This is a genomic window from Paracoccus alkanivorans (assembly GCF_003697785.1).
GTDB lineage: Bacteria > Pseudomonadota > Alphaproteobacteria > Rhodobacterales > Rhodobacteraceae > Paracoccus > Paracoccus alkanivorans.
This window is the reverse complement of the sequence record NZ_QOKZ01000003.1, coordinates 163,353-179,945: the sequence shown is the minus strand read 5'-3', so window position 1 is coordinate 179,945 and position 16,593 is coordinate 163,353. Positions and strand designations below refer to the sequence as shown.

At 61.9% G+C, this 16,593-nt stretch carries 21 protein-coding genes; 7 read left to right on the top strand and 14 right to left on the bottom strand.

What is annotated here, in order from left to right; genetic code table 11:
- Nucleotides 1-4 precede the first annotated feature (4 nt).
- The 4 genes from C9E81_RS09115 to C9E81_RS09105 all read right to left on the bottom strand — a co-directional run bounded on the left by C9E81_RS09115 (nt 5) and on the right by C9E81_RS09105 (nt 3,400).
- A complete protein-coding gene (locus C9E81_RS09115; RefSeq protein ID WP_122112015.1) occupies nt 5-892 on the bottom strand; it encodes a cation diffusion facilitator family transporter in 888 nt (295 codons plus the stop codon).
- A 191-nt stretch (nt 893-1,083) separates the two neighbouring features.
- A complete protein-coding gene (locus C9E81_RS09110) occupies nt 1,084-1,407 on the bottom strand; it encodes a hypothetical protein (RefSeq protein ID WP_122112014.1) in 324 nt (107 codons plus the stop codon).
- Nucleotides 1,407-1,535 (bottom strand): hypothetical protein, encoded by a 129-nt coding sequence (locus tag C9E81_RS23530; RefSeq protein WP_279432711.1) that lies wholly within the window; start codon nt 1,533-1,535, stop codon nt 1,407-1,409. Before C9E81_RS23530 ends, C9E81_RS09110 begins: the two co-directional genes overlap by 1 nt.
- On the bottom strand, nt 1,532-3,400 hold the full coding sequence (locus tag C9E81_RS09105; protein ID WP_122112013.1) for an extracellular solute-binding protein: 1,869 nt from the start codon (nt 3,398-3,400) through the stop codon (nt 1,532-1,534). Before C9E81_RS09105 ends, C9E81_RS23530 begins: the two co-directional genes overlap by 4 nt.
- A gap of 401 nt (nt 3,401-3,801) precedes the next feature.
- Here C9E81_RS09105 and C9E81_RS09100 point away from each other — a divergent pair, with 401 nt between their 5' ends.
- Nucleotides 3,802-4,584: a 3-hydroxybutyrate dehydrogenase gene (locus tag C9E81_RS09100; RefSeq protein ID WP_122112403.1), complete on the top strand. Its 783-nt coding sequence runs from the start codon at nt 3,802-3,804 to the stop codon at nt 4,582-4,584.
- A gap of 229 nt (nt 4,585-4,813) precedes the next feature.
- Here the strand turns inward: C9E81_RS09100 and C9E81_RS09095 are convergent, their stop codons facing one another.
- Entirely contained in the window at nt 4,814-6,016 is a 1,203-nt protein-coding gene (locus C9E81_RS09095) for a pyridoxal phosphate-dependent aminotransferase (RefSeq protein WP_122112012.1), read from the bottom strand.
- Between the two features lie 98 nt (nt 6,017-6,114).
- Between C9E81_RS09095 and C9E81_RS09090 the strand changes: the two genes are divergently transcribed.
- Together C9E81_RS09090 and C9E81_RS09085 are read left to right on the top strand one after the other, a co-directional pair.
- A complete protein-coding gene (locus C9E81_RS09090; RefSeq protein WP_243698587.1) occupies nt 6,115-6,417 on the top strand; it encodes an FAD assembly factor SdhE in 303 nt (100 codons plus the stop codon).
- A gap of 150 nt (nt 6,418-6,567) precedes the next feature.
- A complete protein-coding gene (locus C9E81_RS09085; RefSeq protein ID WP_243698586.1) occupies nt 6,568-7,053 on the top strand; it encodes a MarR family winged helix-turn-helix transcriptional regulator in 486 nt (161 codons plus the stop codon).
- A 51-nt stretch (nt 7,054-7,104) separates the two neighbouring features.
- Here C9E81_RS09085 and C9E81_RS09080 read toward each other — a convergent pair whose 3' ends face one another.
- Complete coding sequence (locus tag C9E81_RS09080) at nt 7,105-7,533, bottom strand: VOC family protein (RefSeq protein WP_122112010.1); 429 nt, start codon at nt 7,531-7,533, stop codon at nt 7,105-7,107.
- Between the two features lie 146 nt (nt 7,534-7,679).
- Between C9E81_RS09080 and thyX the strand changes: the two genes are divergently transcribed.
- Nucleotides 7,680-8,591 (top strand): FAD-dependent thymidylate synthase, encoded by a 912-nt coding sequence (gene thyX / locus C9E81_RS09075; protein WP_122112009.1) that lies wholly within the window; start codon nt 7,680-7,682, stop codon nt 8,589-8,591.
- A gap of 38 nt (nt 8,592-8,629) precedes the next feature.
- Here thyX and C9E81_RS09070 read toward each other — a convergent pair whose 3' ends face one another.
- From C9E81_RS09070 to C9E81_RS09060, 3 genes are read right to left on the bottom strand one after another with little or no spacing between them, the layout of a single operon-like run.
- A complete protein-coding gene (locus C9E81_RS09070; RefSeq protein WP_122112008.1) occupies nt 8,630-9,925 on the bottom strand; it encodes a sensor histidine kinase in 1,296 nt (431 codons plus the stop codon).
- Nucleotides 9,925-10,587, bottom strand: coding sequence for a response regulator transcription factor (locus tag C9E81_RS09065; RefSeq protein WP_122112007.1), 663 nt, complete (start codon nt 10,585-10,587; stop codon nt 9,925-9,927). Before C9E81_RS09065 ends, C9E81_RS09070 begins: the two co-directional genes overlap by 1 nt.
- 7 nt (nt 10,588-10,594) lie before the next feature.
- The gene (locus C9E81_RS09060) at nt 10,595-10,948 is read right to left on the bottom strand and encodes a PepSY domain-containing protein (protein WP_147457580.1); all 354 of its coding nucleotides are present in this window, start codon (nt 10,946-10,948) and stop codon (nt 10,595-10,597) included.
- 133 nt (nt 10,949-11,081) lie between these two features.
- On the opposite strand from C9E81_RS09060, the gene C9E81_RS09055 reads away from it, so the two are divergent.
- The 3 genes from C9E81_RS09055 (at nt 11,082) to C9E81_RS09045 (ending at nt 12,870) form a co-directional block, all read left to right on the top strand.
- A complete protein-coding gene (locus C9E81_RS09055) occupies nt 11,082-11,897 on the top strand; it encodes a hypothetical protein (protein ID WP_122112005.1) in 816 nt (271 codons plus the stop codon).
- A 181-nt stretch (nt 11,898-12,078) separates the two neighbouring features.
- A complete protein-coding gene (locus C9E81_RS09050; RefSeq protein ID WP_122112004.1) occupies nt 12,079-12,453 on the top strand; it encodes an NADH:ubiquinone oxidoreductase subunit NDUFA12 in 375 nt (124 codons plus the stop codon).
- The gene (locus C9E81_RS09045; RefSeq protein ID WP_122112003.1) at nt 12,454-12,870 is read left to right on the top strand and encodes a DUF2155 domain-containing protein; all 417 of its coding nucleotides are present in this window, start codon (nt 12,454-12,456) and stop codon (nt 12,868-12,870) included.
- Here C9E81_RS09045 and aat read toward each other — a convergent pair.
- From aat to hisF, 5 genes are all read right to left on the bottom strand, one after another.
- Complete coding sequence (aat, locus tag C9E81_RS09040) at nt 12,837-13,466, bottom strand: leucyl/phenylalanyl-tRNA--protein transferase (RefSeq protein ID WP_279432710.1); 630 nt, start codon at nt 13,464-13,466, stop codon at nt 12,837-12,839. The genes C9E81_RS09045 and aat overlap by 34 nt on opposite strands.
- Nucleotides 13,467-13,473: 7 nt before the next feature.
- The gene (gene accC, locus C9E81_RS09035) at nt 13,474-14,820 is read right to left on the bottom strand and encodes an acetyl-CoA carboxylase biotin carboxylase subunit (RefSeq protein ID WP_122112001.1); all 1,347 of its coding nucleotides are present in this window, start codon (nt 14,818-14,820) and stop codon (nt 13,474-13,476) included.
- A gap of 7 nt (nt 14,821-14,827) precedes the next feature.
- Nucleotides 14,828-15,340: an acetyl-CoA carboxylase biotin carboxyl carrier protein gene (accB, locus tag C9E81_RS09030; RefSeq protein ID WP_122112401.1), complete on the bottom strand. Its 513-nt coding sequence runs from the start codon at nt 15,338-15,340 to the stop codon at nt 14,828-14,830.
- Between the two features lie 145 nt (nt 15,341-15,485).
- A complete protein-coding gene (locus C9E81_RS09025; RefSeq protein WP_122112000.1) occupies nt 15,486-15,818 on the bottom strand; it encodes a phosphoribosyl-ATP diphosphatase in 333 nt (110 codons plus the stop codon).
- Nucleotides 15,815-16,576, bottom strand: a complete 762-nt coding sequence (gene hisF, locus C9E81_RS09020) for an imidazole glycerol phosphate synthase subunit HisF (RefSeq protein ID WP_122111999.1) — start codon at nt 16,574-16,576, stop codon at nt 15,815-15,817. Before hisF ends, C9E81_RS09025 begins: the two co-directional genes overlap by 4 nt.
- Between the last annotated feature and the right edge of the window lie 17 nt (nt 16,577-16,593).

Sequence of the window (16,593 nt, the reverse complement as noted above, 5' to 3'; positions counted from 1 at the left end):
GCCGCTACAGCACCAGAACGCCGGAATGCTTGGCCATATGTTCCGGCTCGACATGGATGGTGATCTGCGCCTCGGGTAGTTTCGCAAGCAGTGATTGCTCGATCCGGTCGCAGATGCCATGTGCGTCGTCCACGGTGGTCTGGCCATCCACGACTAGATGGAAATCGATGAAGGTCACACGCCCGGCATGGCGGGTGCGCAGGTCATGGGCCTCGATGGCTCCGGTCGCGCGGTCCGAGATCACATCCCGGATCAGTTCCAGCGTCTCGTCCGATACCGCTTCGTCCATCAGCCCGCTAAGCGACGAGGCGGTCAGTTTCCAGCCGGTCCAAAGGATATTCAGCCCGACCAGCCCGGCCAGAAGCGGATCCAGAACGGTCCAGCCGGTCGTCACGGCAAGCACAACCCCCAGCAGCACCGCGCCCGAGGTGATCACATCGGTCAGCAGATGCCTGCCATCCGCAACCAGGGCAGGGGAGCCAAGCCGCCCTCCGCGCGATATCAACACCCGGCACCAGATCGCGTTGAGAACGCCTGCGACCGCATTGACCGCCAGGCCCGGGAATGGAGCGTCGAGCTCAGGCGGGGTGCGAAAGCCCAGATAGGCCTCGCGCATGATCAGCAAGGCCGCGAGGATGATCATGACGCCCTCCAGCACCGCGCTGAAGAATTCCGCCTTGTGGTGGCCATAGGGGTGGCTGGCATCCGCAGGGCGGGCGGCGACGCGGATGGCGATCAGGGCGGCGATGGCAGTGGCGACATTGACCGTGCTTTCCAGCGCATCCGACAGCAGCGCGACAGAGCCGGTCATCCACCATGCCAGCAGCTTCAGTGCCAATACCACGAAGCCCACGACGATGCTGCCCACGGCGATTTTCACAATATTGGTCATTGCGGCCGCCCTTCCGCTTGCCGTCACTTTTCGCACTCGTGCAGCCTTTGTCAGATCGCCTGTAATTGCTCAACCTGAAATGACCGCCGGCTTCTGATTGACCAGGCAGTCAAATCGATGATGGTTCATCATGAACTGATGGGGCACTGACCGGCGCCGGCTTGTCTGTCAGGTAGCGGATGGCGAGGCTCTTAGTCGTCCTGATCGTCACCGAAATGGGCGTCGTCGTCATATTCATCCTCGCCCTCGTTCACGTATTTCGAACTGAGCGCGATGGAGTGGTTATCGTGGATCGGGTCCATGACGATGTCCGATGGGATCTCTCCTCTCAGCCATTCGCGCAATTCTTCCCGTATTTCCGCGGGCTCCTGCCCGGTCGCTTCGGCCAGATAGGCGATGAAGGCACGCTGATCGCCATCGATCTCGTCCAGATCGGCCTCGTCGACCTCGGGCCATTTATCCGCGATGGCCTCGTAGAAAGCAGACCAGTTTGCCTGAACGTGATGCCATTTCATCAATAGCCCCCTCCTAAGAAGCCTTGACCCCATAGGGCGACGCCCGTGATATCTTCGCCCACACCTGCGACGGTATTGCAGCTGGCCAGCAATCCGCAGGCCAGCGCGACGATTATAACTGCTCTCATTCCTTTGTCTCCTGCCACCAGACCCCGGGCATGAAGCCCGGCCAGTCTCCGTAAAGAGGTTTTTGATCAGGATACAACAGCTTGGCGGAATGAGCCAGACGAGATACGGGTGGGTAGCTGACCGGAATCACATAACGCCCGGCTGTCAGCACCCGGTCCAGCGCCCGAACCGCGGCGTTGAACTCTTCGGGGTCTTTCGAATTGAGGATTTCCCCGATGATCGCCTCGGCCGCGGGGCTGTTCATGCCCATCCAGTTACGGCTGCCCGGCTGTGTCACGCCCTCATGTCCCCAATAAAGCATCTGCTCATTACCGGGGGACAGCGACAGGGCACGTTCATACCATGCCATGTCGAACTGGTAGTTATTCGTCCTTTGCACGAATTGCGCGGAATCCAGCAGTGTCACGCGCGCCGTGATCCCCAGATTGCGCAGCGCCTCGATATAGATATCGACAATCTGCTGCATTTCCGAAGCACCGCGCATCGCGCTGCCCGACTGATTCAGCAGGATCTCGAAGCTGAAGGGACGGCCATCACGATCTTTAAGCACACCATTTTGCACCGTCCAACCAGCATCACCAAGCAATTTCAGTGCCTTGCGTAATCCAGCCCGGTCGAGCGGGCGTTTGCTGCCCTGGGGCAGAACATAGCCTTCCAGTGTGCCGGGCGGCAGATCATCGGCGAATGGCTCCAGCAATTCGAGCACCCGGCCTTCGGCGGGGCCGGGATGCATGGCCAACGTGGAATTGGCGAAATAAGAACTGATCCGCGGCTCCATGCCACCGTTGAGCGTATTGTTGATGAACTGGAAGTTGAACGCCTCGATCATGGCCTGCCGAATCCGCCAATCGGCAAAGACCGGATTGCGGGTATTCATCACCAGCCCCATGATTCCCGAAGGCCGCCGATGCCCGATCTCTGACTTGATGACCTTGCCTTCATTCAGCAGGGGAAAATTGAACTCTGTTTCCCATTTCAACGGTGACAATTCGCGCCAGACATCGATATCGCCAGCTTTGAAGGCTTCGAACATGGCGTTGGAATCGCCGAAATAGTCAAAGCGGATCTCGTCGAAATTATGAAGGCCGCGATTTAGCGGAAGATCCTTGCCCCAGTAATCAGGGTTGCGCCTGAAGCTGATCATGCGCCCCGGATCGACCCGGTCGATGACATAGGGGGCCGAGCCGATGGGCCTGTCCAGCCCCGGCTGGCTGAAATCCTTGCCCTCCCACTGTGCCTTCTTGAGGATCGGCCGCATCCCCATCAACAGGGCGAGCTCGCGATCCGGTTCCTTGAAGGTAAAACGGATGGTGCGCTCTCCGGTTCGCTCCATCTTGGCCACTTTCGACCATGCGCCCAGATAGCGGGGATGGCCCTGTTCGCCGAGGGTCTCGTAAGACCACATCACATCCTCGACAGTGACCGGGGAGCCATCCGAAAACCGCGCCTCGGGACGCAGGGTAAACTCAACCCAGGTGCGATCCGGATCGGTTTCGACGGATTCGGCCAAAAGCCCATAAAGCGTGAAAGGCTCGTCGATCGAGCGATACATCAGCGTTTCGGTCACAAGTCCCGGTTGAAAAAGGATCGGCCAGACCGGATTGCCCTTCAGCACCCAGGGCTTCAGCGAGTCGAATGAGCCGGATTCCGCCAGCCGAATCGTGCCGCCCTTCGGAGCCTCGGGATTCGCGTAGGGCAGGTGAAAAAAACCGTCGGGAAGGGCGGGTTCTCCATACATTGCAATGCCATGAGCAGGTTCTGCAAGGCTTGCCAGCGGCATTGATGCAACACCTGCAATCGACAGCGCGGCAGCAAGAAACAGGCGTCTCATCGCGCAATTGTTAAGGATTTTGTAGATTCGCATCGCCGCTCGCCTCGTCATTCTTGCTTTGGTCGTGATTTCAACAGGCTTGCCCGTGATGCGTCAATGCCGGGAAAAACTTCGGTGTTGGACTCGGAGGCCGACTCGCGTATAAATAACTCACTGCTCGATAGGTTTCTTGCCTGTATGAAACCTGCCTCATGACTTGCGCCCGCCTTGTGCGGGCGTTTTTTTGTCCTCCCGGAATGGAAGCGGATAGCATTCCGCTGGCTGCCGATGCCGGAAGTGCCGGGGCGCAAGAAGGGTTCCCTCATTTCGAATGACCGCAAGTCATTGTGATCGGCAAGCCGCTCCGCAATCCGAGGCAGGCAATCGTTTCGGGCTGCAACAACCGGTCCGACCCGCTAAGCTGGCCAGAGGCGAAACGCAAGTTCGAGGACGTGATGTTTGAAAAATTCCTGACGGGCAAGACAGCGGTGGTGACGGGATCGAATTCCGGTATCGGGCTGGGCGTGGCTCATCGGCTGGCCAAGGCGGGCGCCGATGTGGTGCTGAACAGCTTTACCGACAGTGACGAGGATCACGCGCTGGCCGAGAAGATGGCGGGCGAGCATGGCGTCAAGGTGCGCTACATCAAGGCCGACATGTCCAGCGCGGATGAATGCCGGGCGCTTATCGAAAAGGCCGGAGCCTGCGATATTCTGGTCAACAATGCCGGTATCCAGCATGTCACGCCGATCCCGGAATTCCCGGTGGAGAAATGGGATGCGATCATCGCCATCAACATGAGTTCCGCCTTTCACACCACGGCGGCGGCTCTGCCGCTGATGCGCAAGGCGGGATGGGGGCGGATCGTCAATATCGCCTCGGCCCATGGCCTGACGGCGAGCCCGTTCAAATCGGCCTATGTCGCCGCCAAGCACGGGGTCGTGGGCCTGACCAAGGTGACCGGGCTGGAAACCGCGCAGGAAAAGATCACCTGCAACGCGATTTGTCCCGGCTATGTCCTGACCCCGCTGGTCGAGGCGCAGATCCCCGACACGATGAAGGAATACGGCATGAACCGCGAGGACGTGATCAAGAAGGTGATGCTGGAACGCCAGCCCTCGAAGGAATTCGCCACCGTCGAGGAGATCGGCGATACCACCGTCTTCCTGTGCAGCGACGCGGCGGCGCAGATCACCGGGACGACGATCAGCGTCGATGGCGGCTGGACGGCACTGTAACATGAGGATGCGGGGCTTCTGGCGCTGGCTTGACCGCTGGTCGAAACGGCGGGCCGAAAAAAACCGGAGATTCAAGATACCCTGTCACCTGGACGTGAAGAAGGCCGATTCGGGCAGGCGGGACGACCGGTCGGAGAAATGAGCGAACGCCGCCCCTTGTGGGGCGGCGTGCCTGCGGCGCAGGTATTTGGACAAAGAAGAAGAAGGCGGTCGCGCCCTGCGGCAGCCCTCAGGTGCAGCTTTCGCAGAAGCGGCGGATGCGGGCGATGGCTTCGGTTAGCTGCTCGTCGCTGGTCGCATAGGAGATGCGGAAATGCGGGCTGAGGCCGAAGGCCGCGCCGAAGACCACCGCGACGCCGGTTTCCTCCAGCAATGCATTGGCAAAGGCTTCGTCGCTGTCGAGCCGGGTCCCGGCCGCAGAGATCTTGCCCAGCAGACCCTTGATGGAGGGATAGACATAGAAGGCGCCCTCCGGGGTTGGGCAATCGATCCCGGGGCAGGCGTTCAGCCCCTCCACCACCAGGTCGCGGCGGCGCTGGAACGCCTCGCGGCTGGTCGAGATGTAATCCTGCGGGCCGGTCAGGGCGGCTTCGGCGGCATATTGGCTGATCGAGCAGGGATTCGAGGTCGATTGCGATTGCAGCTTGGCCATCGCCTTGATCAGCGGCTCGGGTCCCGCGCCGTAGCCGATGCGCCAGCCGGTCATGGCATAGGCCTTGCTGACGCCGTTCATCGTCAGCACGCGGTCTTTCAGGCGCGGTTCGACCTGCGCCGGGGTGGTGAATTCGAAATCGTCGAAGACGAGATGTTCATAGATGTCGTCGCTGAGCACCCATATGTCGGGATGACGCAGCAGAACATCGGTCAGCGCCCGGATGTGATCGCGGCCATAACCGGCTCCGGAAGGATTCGAGGGCGAGTTCAGGATCAGCCATTTCGTGCGTGGCGTGATCGCGGCTTCCAGCGCCTGCGGGGTGAGACGGAAACCCGCTTCGATGCCGCAGGGGACGATGACCGGCGTTCCGCCGGCCAGCAACACCATGTCCGGATAGCTGACCCAATAGGGCGCGGGGATAATCACCTCGTCGCCGGGATTCAGCGTGGCCATCAGCGCGTTGAACAGGATCTGCTTGCCGCCGGTGCCGACCGTGATCTGCGACGGCGCGTAATCCAGCCCGTTCTCTCGCGCGAATTTATCGCAGATGGCGCGCTTCAGCGATGGCGTGCCGTCCACTGCCGTATAGCGGGTATGCCCGGCATCGATCGCTGCCTTGGCGGCTTCGCGGATATGTTCCGGCGTGTCGAAATCGGGCTCTCCGGCAGAGAGGCCGATGATGTCGCGGCCTGCGGCACGCAGCTCGGCGGCGCGCGTGGTCATGGCGATGGTGGGGGATGGTTTCACCCGTGCGAGCGTATCGGAAAGAAAGCCCATTCTGCTGGTCCTGCCGGTTTGAACTTGGTCCTGTCATGGCATAGGTTGTTTGCCATCGGGCCACAAGCATCGGCGGGAACGGCAAGGAGAGCAGGGCGATGACAGAGGCCGAGAGCCACGAGACCCGGTTGCGGCGGTTGCGGATGCGCAGCTGGCGGCGCGGCATGAAAGAGATGGATCTGATCCTCGGGCCGTTTTCGGACGGGCCGCTGAAGGATCTGGACGAGGCTGACTATGGCCTCTACGAGGCGCTGCTGACCGAGAACGATCAGGATCTTTATCGCTGGATCACCGCGCGTTTGAGCGGAGAGGGAGAAGTGGCAGGGCCAGCCGCGCTTGCGCCGATGCTGGACAGGATCGCGGCCCATGCGGCCGGAAGTCTTTCTGCTTCGGAGCGTTGATCTACCCGTGAAATAGACCGCATTTTCCGTATCTGGGCAGATTTAACCGAAGATTCGCTTTTTCACGGCATCTTCGGGTCAATCGAGATGCAAGACAGGAACAGTCCGCCCATGCTTCCCCGTGTGCCACAAGCTCGGATCGTCCCGGATATGGGCGAAATCTCCGACGGGGCTTCGGAGGATGTCGAGACCTATATGCAGACCCTGCAATTGCTGGAACGGTTGCATCGGCGCCTGCTCGACCTGATCAAGGACGAGTTCGAACGTCTCGGACGGCAGGAACTGACCCCGGTTCAGGCACTGATCCTCTATAACCTCGGCGAGGACGAGGTCAGCGCGGGCGAATTGCGCTCGCGCGGTATGTATCAGGGTTCGAATGTCAGCTATAACCTGAAAAAGCTGGTGACGATGGGGTATATCCATCACGAGCGATGCGACCTGGACCGGCGCTCGGTACGGGTCCGGCTGACGGACGAAGGGTTGAGGATACGCAGGATCATGCGTGAGCTGTTCATCCGCCATGCCGAGGGGTTGCTGTGCTCGGGCATCCTGAATGAGCCGCCCCTTGCGAAGGTCAACCAGCAAATGCGCGGGATCGAATCCTATTGGGTCGAACGGATACGCTATATCTATTGAACCGGAGGCGGTTTGCCCCGCCATGAAGTTGCCGGATGGCGGGGCATGGGCTTACCAATGGCCGGTATTTTCCATGCTGGCCCATGGTTCGGCGGGCGCCAGCGCCTCGCCTTCCTGCAGCAGCTCGATCGAGATATTGTCGGGGCTGCGCACGAATGCCATGTGCCCGTCGCGCGGGGGCCTGTTGATCGTCACACCGGCATCCTGCAGCTTCTGGCACATCTCGTAGATATTGCCGACGCGATAGGCGAGATGGCCGAAATGGCGGCTGTCCGATGGCAGCCCCTCGTCTCCGTCCCAGTTATAGGTCAGTTCGACCGGGCAGTCCTCCTGTCCCGGCGGGGCCATGAACACCAGCGAGAAGCGACCCTTGTCATTGTCTATACGGCGGGTTTCCTCCAGTCCCAGAAGGCGGAAAAACTCCATCGTCTTGTCCAGATCCTTCACGCGGACCATAGTGTGCAGATAGCGGATATTCATAGCGGATCTCCTTGCTGGGTGCCGTCCGGGCGACAGATTGGCACGTGATGCAGCGACAGGCAATGGAGTGGCCGGCGCGTAATTCGGTTGAACGACTCGGTGGCTGGTGGCACAAGATAATGTGTCAGAGCGAGAGATGAACCACCATGAATACGCCAGTCACCCCTGAGCAGCAGGCCGAGATCGACAATCTGCGCCAATCCCCACGCCAAACCTTGCGGGTGATTTCCGAGGGGATGGAACGACATCTCTACACCGCTCATCCGGTGCTGGATCACGGCTTTGTCCGGGTGGTGGATTACATGGGCGACGATGCGGCGATCTGCCAGGCGGCTCGGGTTTCCTATGGGCGGGGCACGAAATCGGTACAGAACGACGAGGGCCTGATCCGCTACCTGATGCGGCACTGGCACTCGACCCCGTTCGAGATGTGCGAGGTCAAGTTCCACGTCAAGCTGCCCGTCTTTGTCGCGCGCCAGTGGATTCGCCACCGCACCGCCAATGTGAACGAATACTCGGCCCGTTACTCGATCCTCGACCGGGAATTCTATATTCCCGCGCCCGAGCATCTTGCCGCGCAATCGCAAAAGAACAACCAGGGCCGGGACGAGGTGCTGCAGGGCGAAGAGGCGGCGCGGGTGCTGGAGTTGCTGCGCGAGGACGCGATGCGCAGCTATGACCACTACGAGGCGATGCTGAGCCAGGACGGCCAGCAGGGGCTGGCGCGGGAGCTGGCGCGGATGAACCTGCCTGCCAATATCTATACCCAGTGGTACTGGAAGGTCGATTTGCACAACCTGTTGCATTTCCTGCGTCTGCGCGCCGATGCCCATGCGCAGTTCGAGATCCGGGCCTATGCCGATGCGCTTTGCGGGATCGTGGCTGACTGGGTTCCTGCCGCTTTCGCGGCGTTCCGCGATTACCGGATGGATTCGGTCAGCCTGTCCGCGCAGGCCGTTGCGGTGCTGAAACGGCGGCTGGCGGGCGAGACGGTGACACAAGAGCAATCCGGGATGAGCGCGCGCGAATGGCGGGAATTCGAGGAAATCTGGGGATAGGTATCTCCGGCGGTGCCAGGCCGGTTTCCCGCAAGGATTTAGCCAGGCAGATGCAGGATTGCGGCCAACCCGCCGAGAGAGGCGCGTTCCAGCCGCAGCTCCCCACCATGCAGTGCCGCCAGGTCGGCGACGATGGCAAGGCCAAGGCCGGAACCCGAGGGGCCATGCTCATCCAGTCTCGCGCCCCGGATCAGCGCGCGGGGGGCGTCGGTATCCGTCATGCCGGGGCCGTCATCCTCGATGCGGATGCTCAGGCGATCCTCTGCCCGGGTCACCCGGACCCTAATGTGACCGCGCCCCCATTTGACCGCGTTTTCGGCCAGGTTGCCGATCATCTCTTCGAGATCCTGGCGCTCGCCCGCGAAACCTGCATCATCGGGGCAATCGATCTGTATCGCCAGGCCCTTGTCATGAATCGGCCAGCGCAGCACCAGAAGAATATCCTCGATGACCGGGCGGATCGGTGTACGTTGCCCCATGGTCCGCGGACCGGCCGAGCGGGCGCGGCGCAGATGCCAACCGATCAGCCTGTCCATCCGGGTGATCAGCGGCAGCCCGCCATGGCCGTCCGGCAATTCATTGGCCAGCGCGGCAAGGGGGGTCCTCAGTGAATGGGCAAGATTGCCCAGATGCTGGCGCGATCGGGCCAGCAGATTGGCGTTCTGGTCGAGGCTGGCATTGATTTCGCTGGTCAGCGGGCGCAACTCGCTGACATCGGGCAGGGTGAGGCGATCGGCCTTGCCCTCTCGCACCGCGGCGAGATCCGCCCGCAGCCGGTCGAGGCTGCGCAGTCCTACCGTCACCTGCAGCAGGCTGGCTGCGGCAAGGCCCAGCCCCAGAACTGCCAGCGCGATGGCCAGCGGACGGATGATCTGGCGCAGGCTGTCGTCGATCTGCGTCTGCGGGGCGGTGACGGTAACGGCGATGCGTGATGCGCTGTCCGGGATCGTCAGTTCGCGCCGCATGACGCGCAATTCCGCGCCGTCCGCGCCGGTGCCATAACCGCCCGCGAAATCGCGCGTGGGGCCGTCCAACCGCCCATCCAGCAGTGAATCCGAACGCGCCACCGCCCGACCATCGGCCGCAACCTGCCAGTACCAGCCGCTGAACGGTAACAGGAAACGCGGATCGGAGGGGGCATCGGCAAGCCCGATGCGGCCGTCATCAACCTCCAGCGCGGCGGTCAGGGCATCCGCGATGGCCGCCACCTCGGCGTCGAAACGGTCGGTCACAAATCTTTCGAGCAGGTGAGAGATGAACAGGAATGCCGCCAGCAACGCGGCGCTCAGCCACACCGCCGCAAGGATCAGGAGCCGCCCCCGGATCGATCGCATCAGGCGGTGGCCCGCAGGATATAGCCCTCGCCGCGCCGGGTTTCGATCATACCCTCGCCGATTTTCCTGCGCAGCCGTCCGATGACGACCTCTATGGATTTGAAATCCCGGTCGGTATGGGCCTCGTACAGATGCTCGCTCAACTCGGTGCGGCTGACGATGCGGTTCTTGTGATGGATCAGGTAGCTGAGGATGCGTGTCTCGAACGAGGTCAGCTTCAGGGCCATCCCGTCACGGGTGATCAGCCCCAACTGGCTGTCGAGGCGCAGGGACCCGGCCTCGATCACAGGACGGGCATGGCCCGCGGCGCGGCGGATCAGGGTCTGGGCGCGCAGCACCACCTCGTCGAGGCGAAAGGGTTTGACGGCATAGTCATCCGCGCCCGCCCGGAAACCCGCCACCTTGTCGGTCCAGTCACCCCGGGCGGTCAGGATCAGCACCGGCATTCCGATGCCCTGATCGCGCCAACGGGTCAGGACCTCGATCCCCGGCATTCCCGGCAGGCCCAGATCCAGCACCGCCACGTCATAGCTTTCCGTCGCACCCAGGAATTCTCCCTCGGTGCCATCCGTCGCGAGATCGGTGACAAAGCCCGCATCGCGCATGGCGTTGGCAAGCTGGCTCGACAGCACCGGGTCATCTTCGACAATCAAAGCCCGCATGTTTTCCTCATTGCTGGTTTCCGACCCGTTTGCGCGCCTCGATCTGACCGCGCCCCGCGATCTCCAGGAACCGGCCCGTGCGGGCGTCCAGACGAATATTCAGCAGGTTGCGCTGCGGCGTGATCAGCCGGATTTCATAGATCAACTGCACTCCCGCCAGCCGTTCCCGGGGAAGTGGCGGGCGAACTTCCGCCGCGATGATCCGGCCCTCGTAGCGATCCGTGACCGCTTCGGCGATCCGATGCAGCGGTTGAGGGCGGAATGCCTCGATCATCGCGTGGGACCGGGGGACGGCATCCTGCCCGTAAGCCAGCGGCGGCAGAAGCAAAAGCGGGACAAGGATCAAGGCAAAACGGTGCATGGTTGCATTATGGAGGTTTTTGTCCAAACGAAAACCAAATGAAGCATTGGCGTTTCATTCGGCGCCGCGCGTCTAGAAGCGATTCGTCCGGTGGCGGATTTGCCGCCGACCGGGAAGAATGAAAGGATGACGCATGAGCAGAGAAAAATTTGTCAGCGCCGCAGCCATTGCTGCCGTGATCGCGAGTGTCGGCGGTGCTGCGCTGGCCCAGACCGAAGCCCAGAACAACCGTCAGACCGGTGTAATCGCTTCTGCTTCGCAAGCCAATCTGCCGCCGGAACTGGAAGCGCTGGAGCTGCAAAACCTGAAAAACGAGATCAAACGCGGCGGCTTCCGCGAGGTCGAAGGCACGACCAGCGACGGCACAGAAATCGAGGCACGACTGGATGATTCGGGCAAGCTGATCGCGATCGAGGCCGATGACGGTCCGCTGCCGCAGGCGCTGATCGATTCGCTTTTGCCCCAATCGGTGCGCGACAACGAGGTGATGGCGCAATTTGCCAAGATCGAGGAGGTCGGCACGCGTCATGACATGCTGGGTGTGAAGGGAGAGGACGCCGAGGGGGAAGACATGTTCGCCCTGTTCGACCAGGATGGCCGCCTGTTGCGCTTTGGCCGCGACGATGATGACGAAGGGCCGCGGGTCAAGCGGATGCATCGCGAGGGGCGGCACTGGGGGTCGGATCGTGGAGATGGTCCCGGGGAAAAACGCATGCATCGCATGGGGCCGCGCCATGAAGGAGAACGCCCCGGCCGGCCGCCGATGCCTGCACCTGAATTCGATTCGGCCGAGGTGAACAAACAGTTGTCGGATACTGGTTACAGCCAGTTCGGCTTTCTCCATATGCAAGGCCCGCGAATCCTGCTGGAGGCGACCAATCCGCAGGGAGAACCGGTTACGCTGGAACTGGATCCAAAAGGCGAGGTCATTCGCGAAACCGCCCGGTGAAGGAAGGTAAGGAAAGGGGGGCGGCGGCCTGCCCCCCGGAGTTCACTTTACCGCCAGAGGATCGGCTCGTGATGCCGGAGAGGCAGCGTTAAGGTTAATGCGGTTTATGGGTGCGGAGACTGGACCTTGCCGGCGAGTTGCGGCATATCTCGGGTGAACCTGAAAGATGAGGTCCGCGACAATGTCGTTTCTGCTTCGTGCCCTGACCTGGTGGAACAGCCAGACGATCAATACCCAGGTCTGGACTTGGCGCAACGGCACCAAGGTGGGCGAGGATGCCGAGGGCAATGTCTTTTACCAGAACAAGGATGGTTCTCGCCGTTGGGTGATCTTCAAGGGCGAGTCCGAGGCCAGCCGGGTCAGCCCGGAATGGCATGGGTGGCTGCATCACACCTGGGCCGAGCCTCCGACCAAGGCGCCTTTGCCGCACAAGCCCTGGGAAAAACCGCATGTGGCGAATATGACCGGGACTGGGAATGCCTATCACCCGGAGGGGTCGCTTTACCGTGCGGATCCGGTCGAACGGCGCGATTACGATGCGTGGCAGCCGGAATAGATGAATCTGTGGTGGCAGAGGAGAGGCGTAGCGGTTTGCACGGCGCTGCTGTTGTCGACCCTTTCCGGGGCAGGAGCGATCGCGCAGGAAAAAAGCGCGGAGGACATTGCCTCCCAGGAAAGGGTGGTCCGGGCCGGTGGCGCCTTGCTGCGCGGCTTGGACAAGGTGTCCGGACGCACCACCGATCTGCGCTTGCAGGTCGGGGACGCTGTGCGTCTAGGGAGGCTGGAAATACGCTTGGGCGAATGCCGCTATCCGGCCGATGATCCGAGTTCGGACGCGTTCGCGCAGCTTACCATTACCGATCTGTCGGAAAATGTGACGCGGTTCAGCGGCTGGATGATCGCCTCCTCTCCTGCGCTGTCGGCGCTGGATGACGCGCGTTACGATGTCTGGGTGATCTCCTGCCAGATCTGACCGGCATCCGGTAACGGATGGGCTGTGAAATCCGCCTTGTCTTGCAACGCGATGGCGAGTTGGCGGCGATAGAGGTGGCGGGGAATCTCGATCCCGCCCATCCGTTCCAGATGCGGTGTCAGGAATTGCGTGTCGAACAGGGTAAAACCGCAGCGCGCCAAGTGCCTGGATGTCCAAAGCAATGCCATTTTCGAACCGTTGGTTCGCGCCGATACCATCGACTCGCCGAAGAATGCCGTCCCAAGCGTAATGCCGAAAATGCCACCGGCAAAGCAGCCATCGTGACGGATCTCGATGGCATGGGCATGCCCGGTCCGGTGCAGTTCGTGATAAAGCCGGGCGAGCGGCGCATTGATCCATGTCTCGTTGCGGTCCGCGCAGGCTGCGACGATCCCATCGAAATCACTGTTCAGATGCGCCGACCAGTGCTTGCGACGCAGGTCACGCAGCAGTGAGCGAGAGGCATGGACACCACCCACCGGCAGCACGCCGCGCATGGGTGGATCGAACCAGAACAGCCGCGGGTCACGGGCGCTTTCCGCCATGGGAAAGACACCCTGCGCATAGCCGGAGAGCAGTTGCGCAGGTGTCAGCACGGCTGGTTCAGCCGTATTTCCTGTCCAGCCAGCGCTCGAGCCAATGGATCGAGTAATTGCCGGACTGGATGTCGGGCTCTTGCAGCAGGTCGCGGAACAGCGGCACGGTGGTGTCGACGCCATCCACGATCAATTCTCCCAACGCGCGATCCAGACGCGCCAGGGCTTCACGCCGGTCCCGGCCATGCACGATCAACTTGCCGATCAGGCTGTCGTAATAGGGAGGAATGGAATAGCCGTCGTAAAGCGCCGAATCGATCCTGATGCCAAGCCCGCCCGGAGCGTGATATTGGCTGATCCTGCCGGGGCAGGGGGTGAAGCCGGGCACCTTCTCGGCATTGATCCGAACCTCGATGGCATGGCCGCGAATCGACAGATCGTCTTGCTGGAACTCCATTTCCTCGCCTGCTGCCACGAGGATCTGCTGGCGGACCAGATCGACGCCGAAGATCGCTTCGGTCACAGGATGTTCGACCTGCAGGCGGGTGTTCATCTCGATGAAATAGAACTCACCATCCTCGAACAGAAACTCGATCGTGCCCGCGCCCGCATAGCTGATCTTGGCGACGGCTTCGGCACAGACCTGACCGATATGGGCGCGTTGTGCATCGGTTATGACGGGGCCCGGGGCCTCCTCCAGCACCTTCTGGTGGCGGCGCTGCAGCGAGCAGTCGCGCTCGCCCAGATGTACGGCGCGGCCCTTGCCGTCGCCGAAAACCTGGATCTCGATATGGCGCGGTCTCTGCAAGTATTTTTCGATATAGACATCAGGATTGCCGAAAGCGGCCTTGGCCTCGGCCCGCGCGGTGCGGAAGGCGACTTCCAGCCCCTTTTCATCCTGCGCCACCTTCATCCCGCGCCCACCGCCGCCGGCGGTTGCCTTGATGATGACTGGATAGCCGATCTCGGCGGCGACCTTTTGGGCGTCGGCCACGTCATCGACGCCGCCATCGCTGCCCGGCACGCATGGAACGCCAAGCGCCTTCATCGTGTCCTTGGCGGTGATCTTGTCGCCCATGATGCGGATATGCTCGGCGCGCGGACCGATGAAGGTGATTCCATGATCCTCCAGCATCTGCACGAAACCGGCGTTTTCCGACAGAAATCCGTATCCCGGATGAATTGCCTGCGCACCGGTGATCTCGCAGGCAGAGATGATCGCGGGCATCGAGAGGTAACTGGCCGACGACGGTGCCGGGCCGATGCAGACCGATTCGTCGGCCATGCGCACATGCATCGCGTCCTCGTCCGCCGTGGAGTGGATCGCGACAGAGGCGATGCCCATCTCGCGGCAGGCGCGGATCACGCGAAGGGCGATCTCACCGCGATTGGCAATCAGGATCTTGTCGAACATCGGCGCCTCACTCGACGACCATCAGGGGGGCGCCGAACTCGACCGGGCTGCCATCATCGACCAGTATCCGCTTGACGGTGCCGGCGCGCGGGGCGGGGATGTGGTTCATGGTTTTCATTGCCTCGACGATCAGCAGCGTGTCGCCTTCTTCGACCTGCTGGCCTATCTGGACGAATGGTGCCGCGCCGGGTTCGGCCGCAAGATAGGCGGTGCCGACCATGGGTGAGGTGACCGCGCCGGGAAGATCAGCCGGGTCGTCGCTTGCCGGGGTCGCTGTGGCCGGCGCCGTGGCAGCCGGAGCCGCAGAGAGCGCAGGTGCAGCCGGTGCCGGGGCAGGCATTGCCTGCATTGCAACTTGCTTGCCATATTTGGACAGGCTGACGGTCAGCCGGTCGTGTTCGCCATAATCACGCTTGACCGACAATTCGGCCAGATCGCTTGCATTCAGCAGCTCGGCCAGCGACTGGATAAAGGCCACGTCGCCATCGTGATGCTTGCCGTCTTTCGAATCGTTGCTCATGCCGTCCTCTGCCATGATTTCATGCCGCGCTTCCAGCGGAAGGCGGTGATCGCGCCGCTTATAGCCTCCATGCCTGCCCGAGGGGAAGGGTTTCGCGTCATTCGAGCGTATTTCAGCCTTGCGCAAGTGTGCATTATGGACCTGCTTATTCCTTGCGCTCAGCCTTTTCTGCCAGGCCCGACATCCCCTCACGTCGTTCGAGCTCTGTCTCTATATCCGCCAGCGTCAGATCCCGTGCGGCCAGCATGACCAGCAGGTGATACACCACATCCGCGGCCTCTGATGTCAGCCGCTCGCGGTCGCCTCGTGTGGCTTCGATGATCGCTTCTATTGCCTCCTCACCGAATTTCTCGGCGCATTTCTCGGGGCCCTTGGCCAGAAGCCTGGCGGTCCAACTGCTTTCCGGGTCGGCGGATTTGCGGGATTCAATCGTGGCGGACAGGCGGTCGAGCGGTCGAGCGCGGTCTGATGGCGTCATGTCAGCCTCATCGGGATACCGGCGGCGGCCATATGGGCCTTGGCCTCTGCAATCGTATAGGTGCCGAAATGGAAAATCGAGGCGGCAAGGACGGCGCTTGCATGGCCCTGCGTAACGCCTTCGACCAGATGATCCAGCGTGCCGACGCCGCCCGAGGCGATGACCGGTATATTCACCGCGTCGGCGATGGCACGGGTCAGAGGCAGGTTGAAGCCCGAACGCGTGCCGTCGCGGTCCATGCTGGTCAACAGGATTTCTCCCGCGCCCTTGGCTTCGACCAGGCGGGCGAATTCGACTGCGTCGATCCCCGTCGGCTTGCGTCCGCCATGGGTGAAGATCTCCCATTTGCCGGGGGCCACGGTCTTGGCGTCGATGGCGGTCACGATGCATTGGCTGCCGAAACGGTCGGCAGCCTCGGCTACCACGTCGGGATCGGCGACTGCGGCGGAATTGAAGCTGACCTTGTCGGCGCCGGCCAGTAGCAGGTCGCGCACATCGCGATGGCTGCGCACGCCGCCGCCGACCGTCAGAGGCACGAAGCACTGCTCGGCGGTGCGGGTGACCAGATCGAACATCGTGCCGCGATTTTCATGCGTGGCGTGAATATCGAGAAAGCAGATCTCATCGGCTCCGGCTGAATCATAGGCGCGCGCCGCCTCGACCGGATCGCCGGCATCGACCAGATCGACGAAATTCACGCCCTTGACCACGCGGCCATCGGCGACGTCGAGGCAGGGGATGATCCGGGTCTTGAGCATCTTGCATCCTCGAAAGA

Excerpts from the sequence above, each read along its gene's own strand:
- C9E81_RS09055 (WP_122112005.1), top strand. The coding sequence starts at position 11,082 with ATGAGCAGAGAAAAATTTGTCAGCGCCGCAGCCATTGCTGCCGTGATC.
- C9E81_RS09100 (WP_122112403.1), top strand. The coding sequence starts at position 3,802 with ATGTTTGAAAAATTCCTGACGGGCAAGACAGCGGTGGTGACGGGATCG.
- C9E81_RS23530 (WP_279432711.1), bottom strand. The coding sequence starts at position 1,535 with ATGAGAGCAGTTATAATCGTCGCGCTGGCCTGCGGATTGCTGGCCAGC.
- C9E81_RS09060 (WP_147457580.1), bottom strand. The coding sequence starts at position 10,948 with ATGCACCGTTTTGCCTTGATCCTTGTCCCGCTTTTGCTTCTGCCGCCG.
- thyX (WP_122112009.1), top strand. The coding sequence starts at position 7,680 with ATGAATACGCCAGTCACCCCTGAGCAGCAGGCCGAGATCGACAATCTG.
- C9E81_RS09080 (WP_122112010.1), bottom strand. The coding sequence starts at position 7,533 with ATGAATATCCGCTATCTGCACACTATGGTCCGCGTGAAGGATCTGGAC.
- C9E81_RS09065 (WP_122112007.1), bottom strand. The coding sequence starts at position 10,587 with ATGCGGGCTTTGATTGTCGAAGATGACCCGGTGCTGTCGAGCCAGCTT.
- C9E81_RS09070 (WP_122112008.1), bottom strand. The coding sequence starts at position 9,925 with ATGCGATCGATCCGGGGGCGGCTCCTGATCCTTGCGGCGGTGTGGCTG.
- accB (WP_122112401.1), bottom strand. The coding sequence starts at position 15,340 with ATGAGCAACGATTCGAAAGACGGCAAGCATCACGATGGCGACGTGGCC.
- C9E81_RS09085 (WP_243698586.1), top strand. The coding sequence starts at position 6,568 with ATGGGCGAAATCTCCGACGGGGCTTCGGAGGATGTCGAGACCTATATG.
- C9E81_RS09110 (WP_122112014.1), bottom strand. The coding sequence starts at position 1,407 with ATGAAATGGCATCACGTTCAGGCAAACTGGTCTGCTTTCTACGAGGCC.
- C9E81_RS09045 (WP_122112003.1), top strand. The coding sequence starts at position 12,454 with ATGAATCTGTGGTGGCAGAGGAGAGGCGTAGCGGTTTGCACGGCGCTG.
- C9E81_RS09050 (WP_122112004.1), top strand. The coding sequence starts at position 12,079 with ATGTCGTTTCTGCTTCGTGCCCTGACCTGGTGGAACAGCCAGACGATC.
- C9E81_RS09095 (WP_122112012.1), bottom strand. The coding sequence starts at position 6,016 with ATGGGCTTTCTTTCCGATACGCTCGCACGGGTGAAACCATCCCCCACC.
- C9E81_RS09090 (WP_243698587.1), top strand. The coding sequence starts at position 6,115 with ATGACAGAGGCCGAGAGCCACGAGACCCGGTTGCGGCGGTTGCGGATG.
- C9E81_RS09105 (WP_122112013.1), bottom strand. The coding sequence starts at position 3,400 with ATGCGAATCTACAAAATCCTTAACAATTGCGCGATGAGACGCCTGTTT.
- hisF (WP_122111999.1), bottom strand. The coding sequence starts at position 16,576 with ATGCTCAAGACCCGGATCATCCCCTGCCTCGACGTCGCCGATGGCCGC.
- C9E81_RS09025 (WP_122112000.1), bottom strand. The coding sequence starts at position 15,818 with ATGACGCCATCAGACCGCGCTCGACCGCTCGACCGCCTGTCCGCCACG.
- C9E81_RS09115 (WP_122112015.1), bottom strand. The coding sequence starts at position 892 with ATGACCAATATTGTGAAAATCGCCGTGGGCAGCATCGTCGTGGGCTTC.
- accC (WP_122112001.1), bottom strand. The coding sequence starts at position 14,820 with ATGTTCGACAAGATCCTGATTGCCAATCGCGGTGAGATCGCCCTTCGC.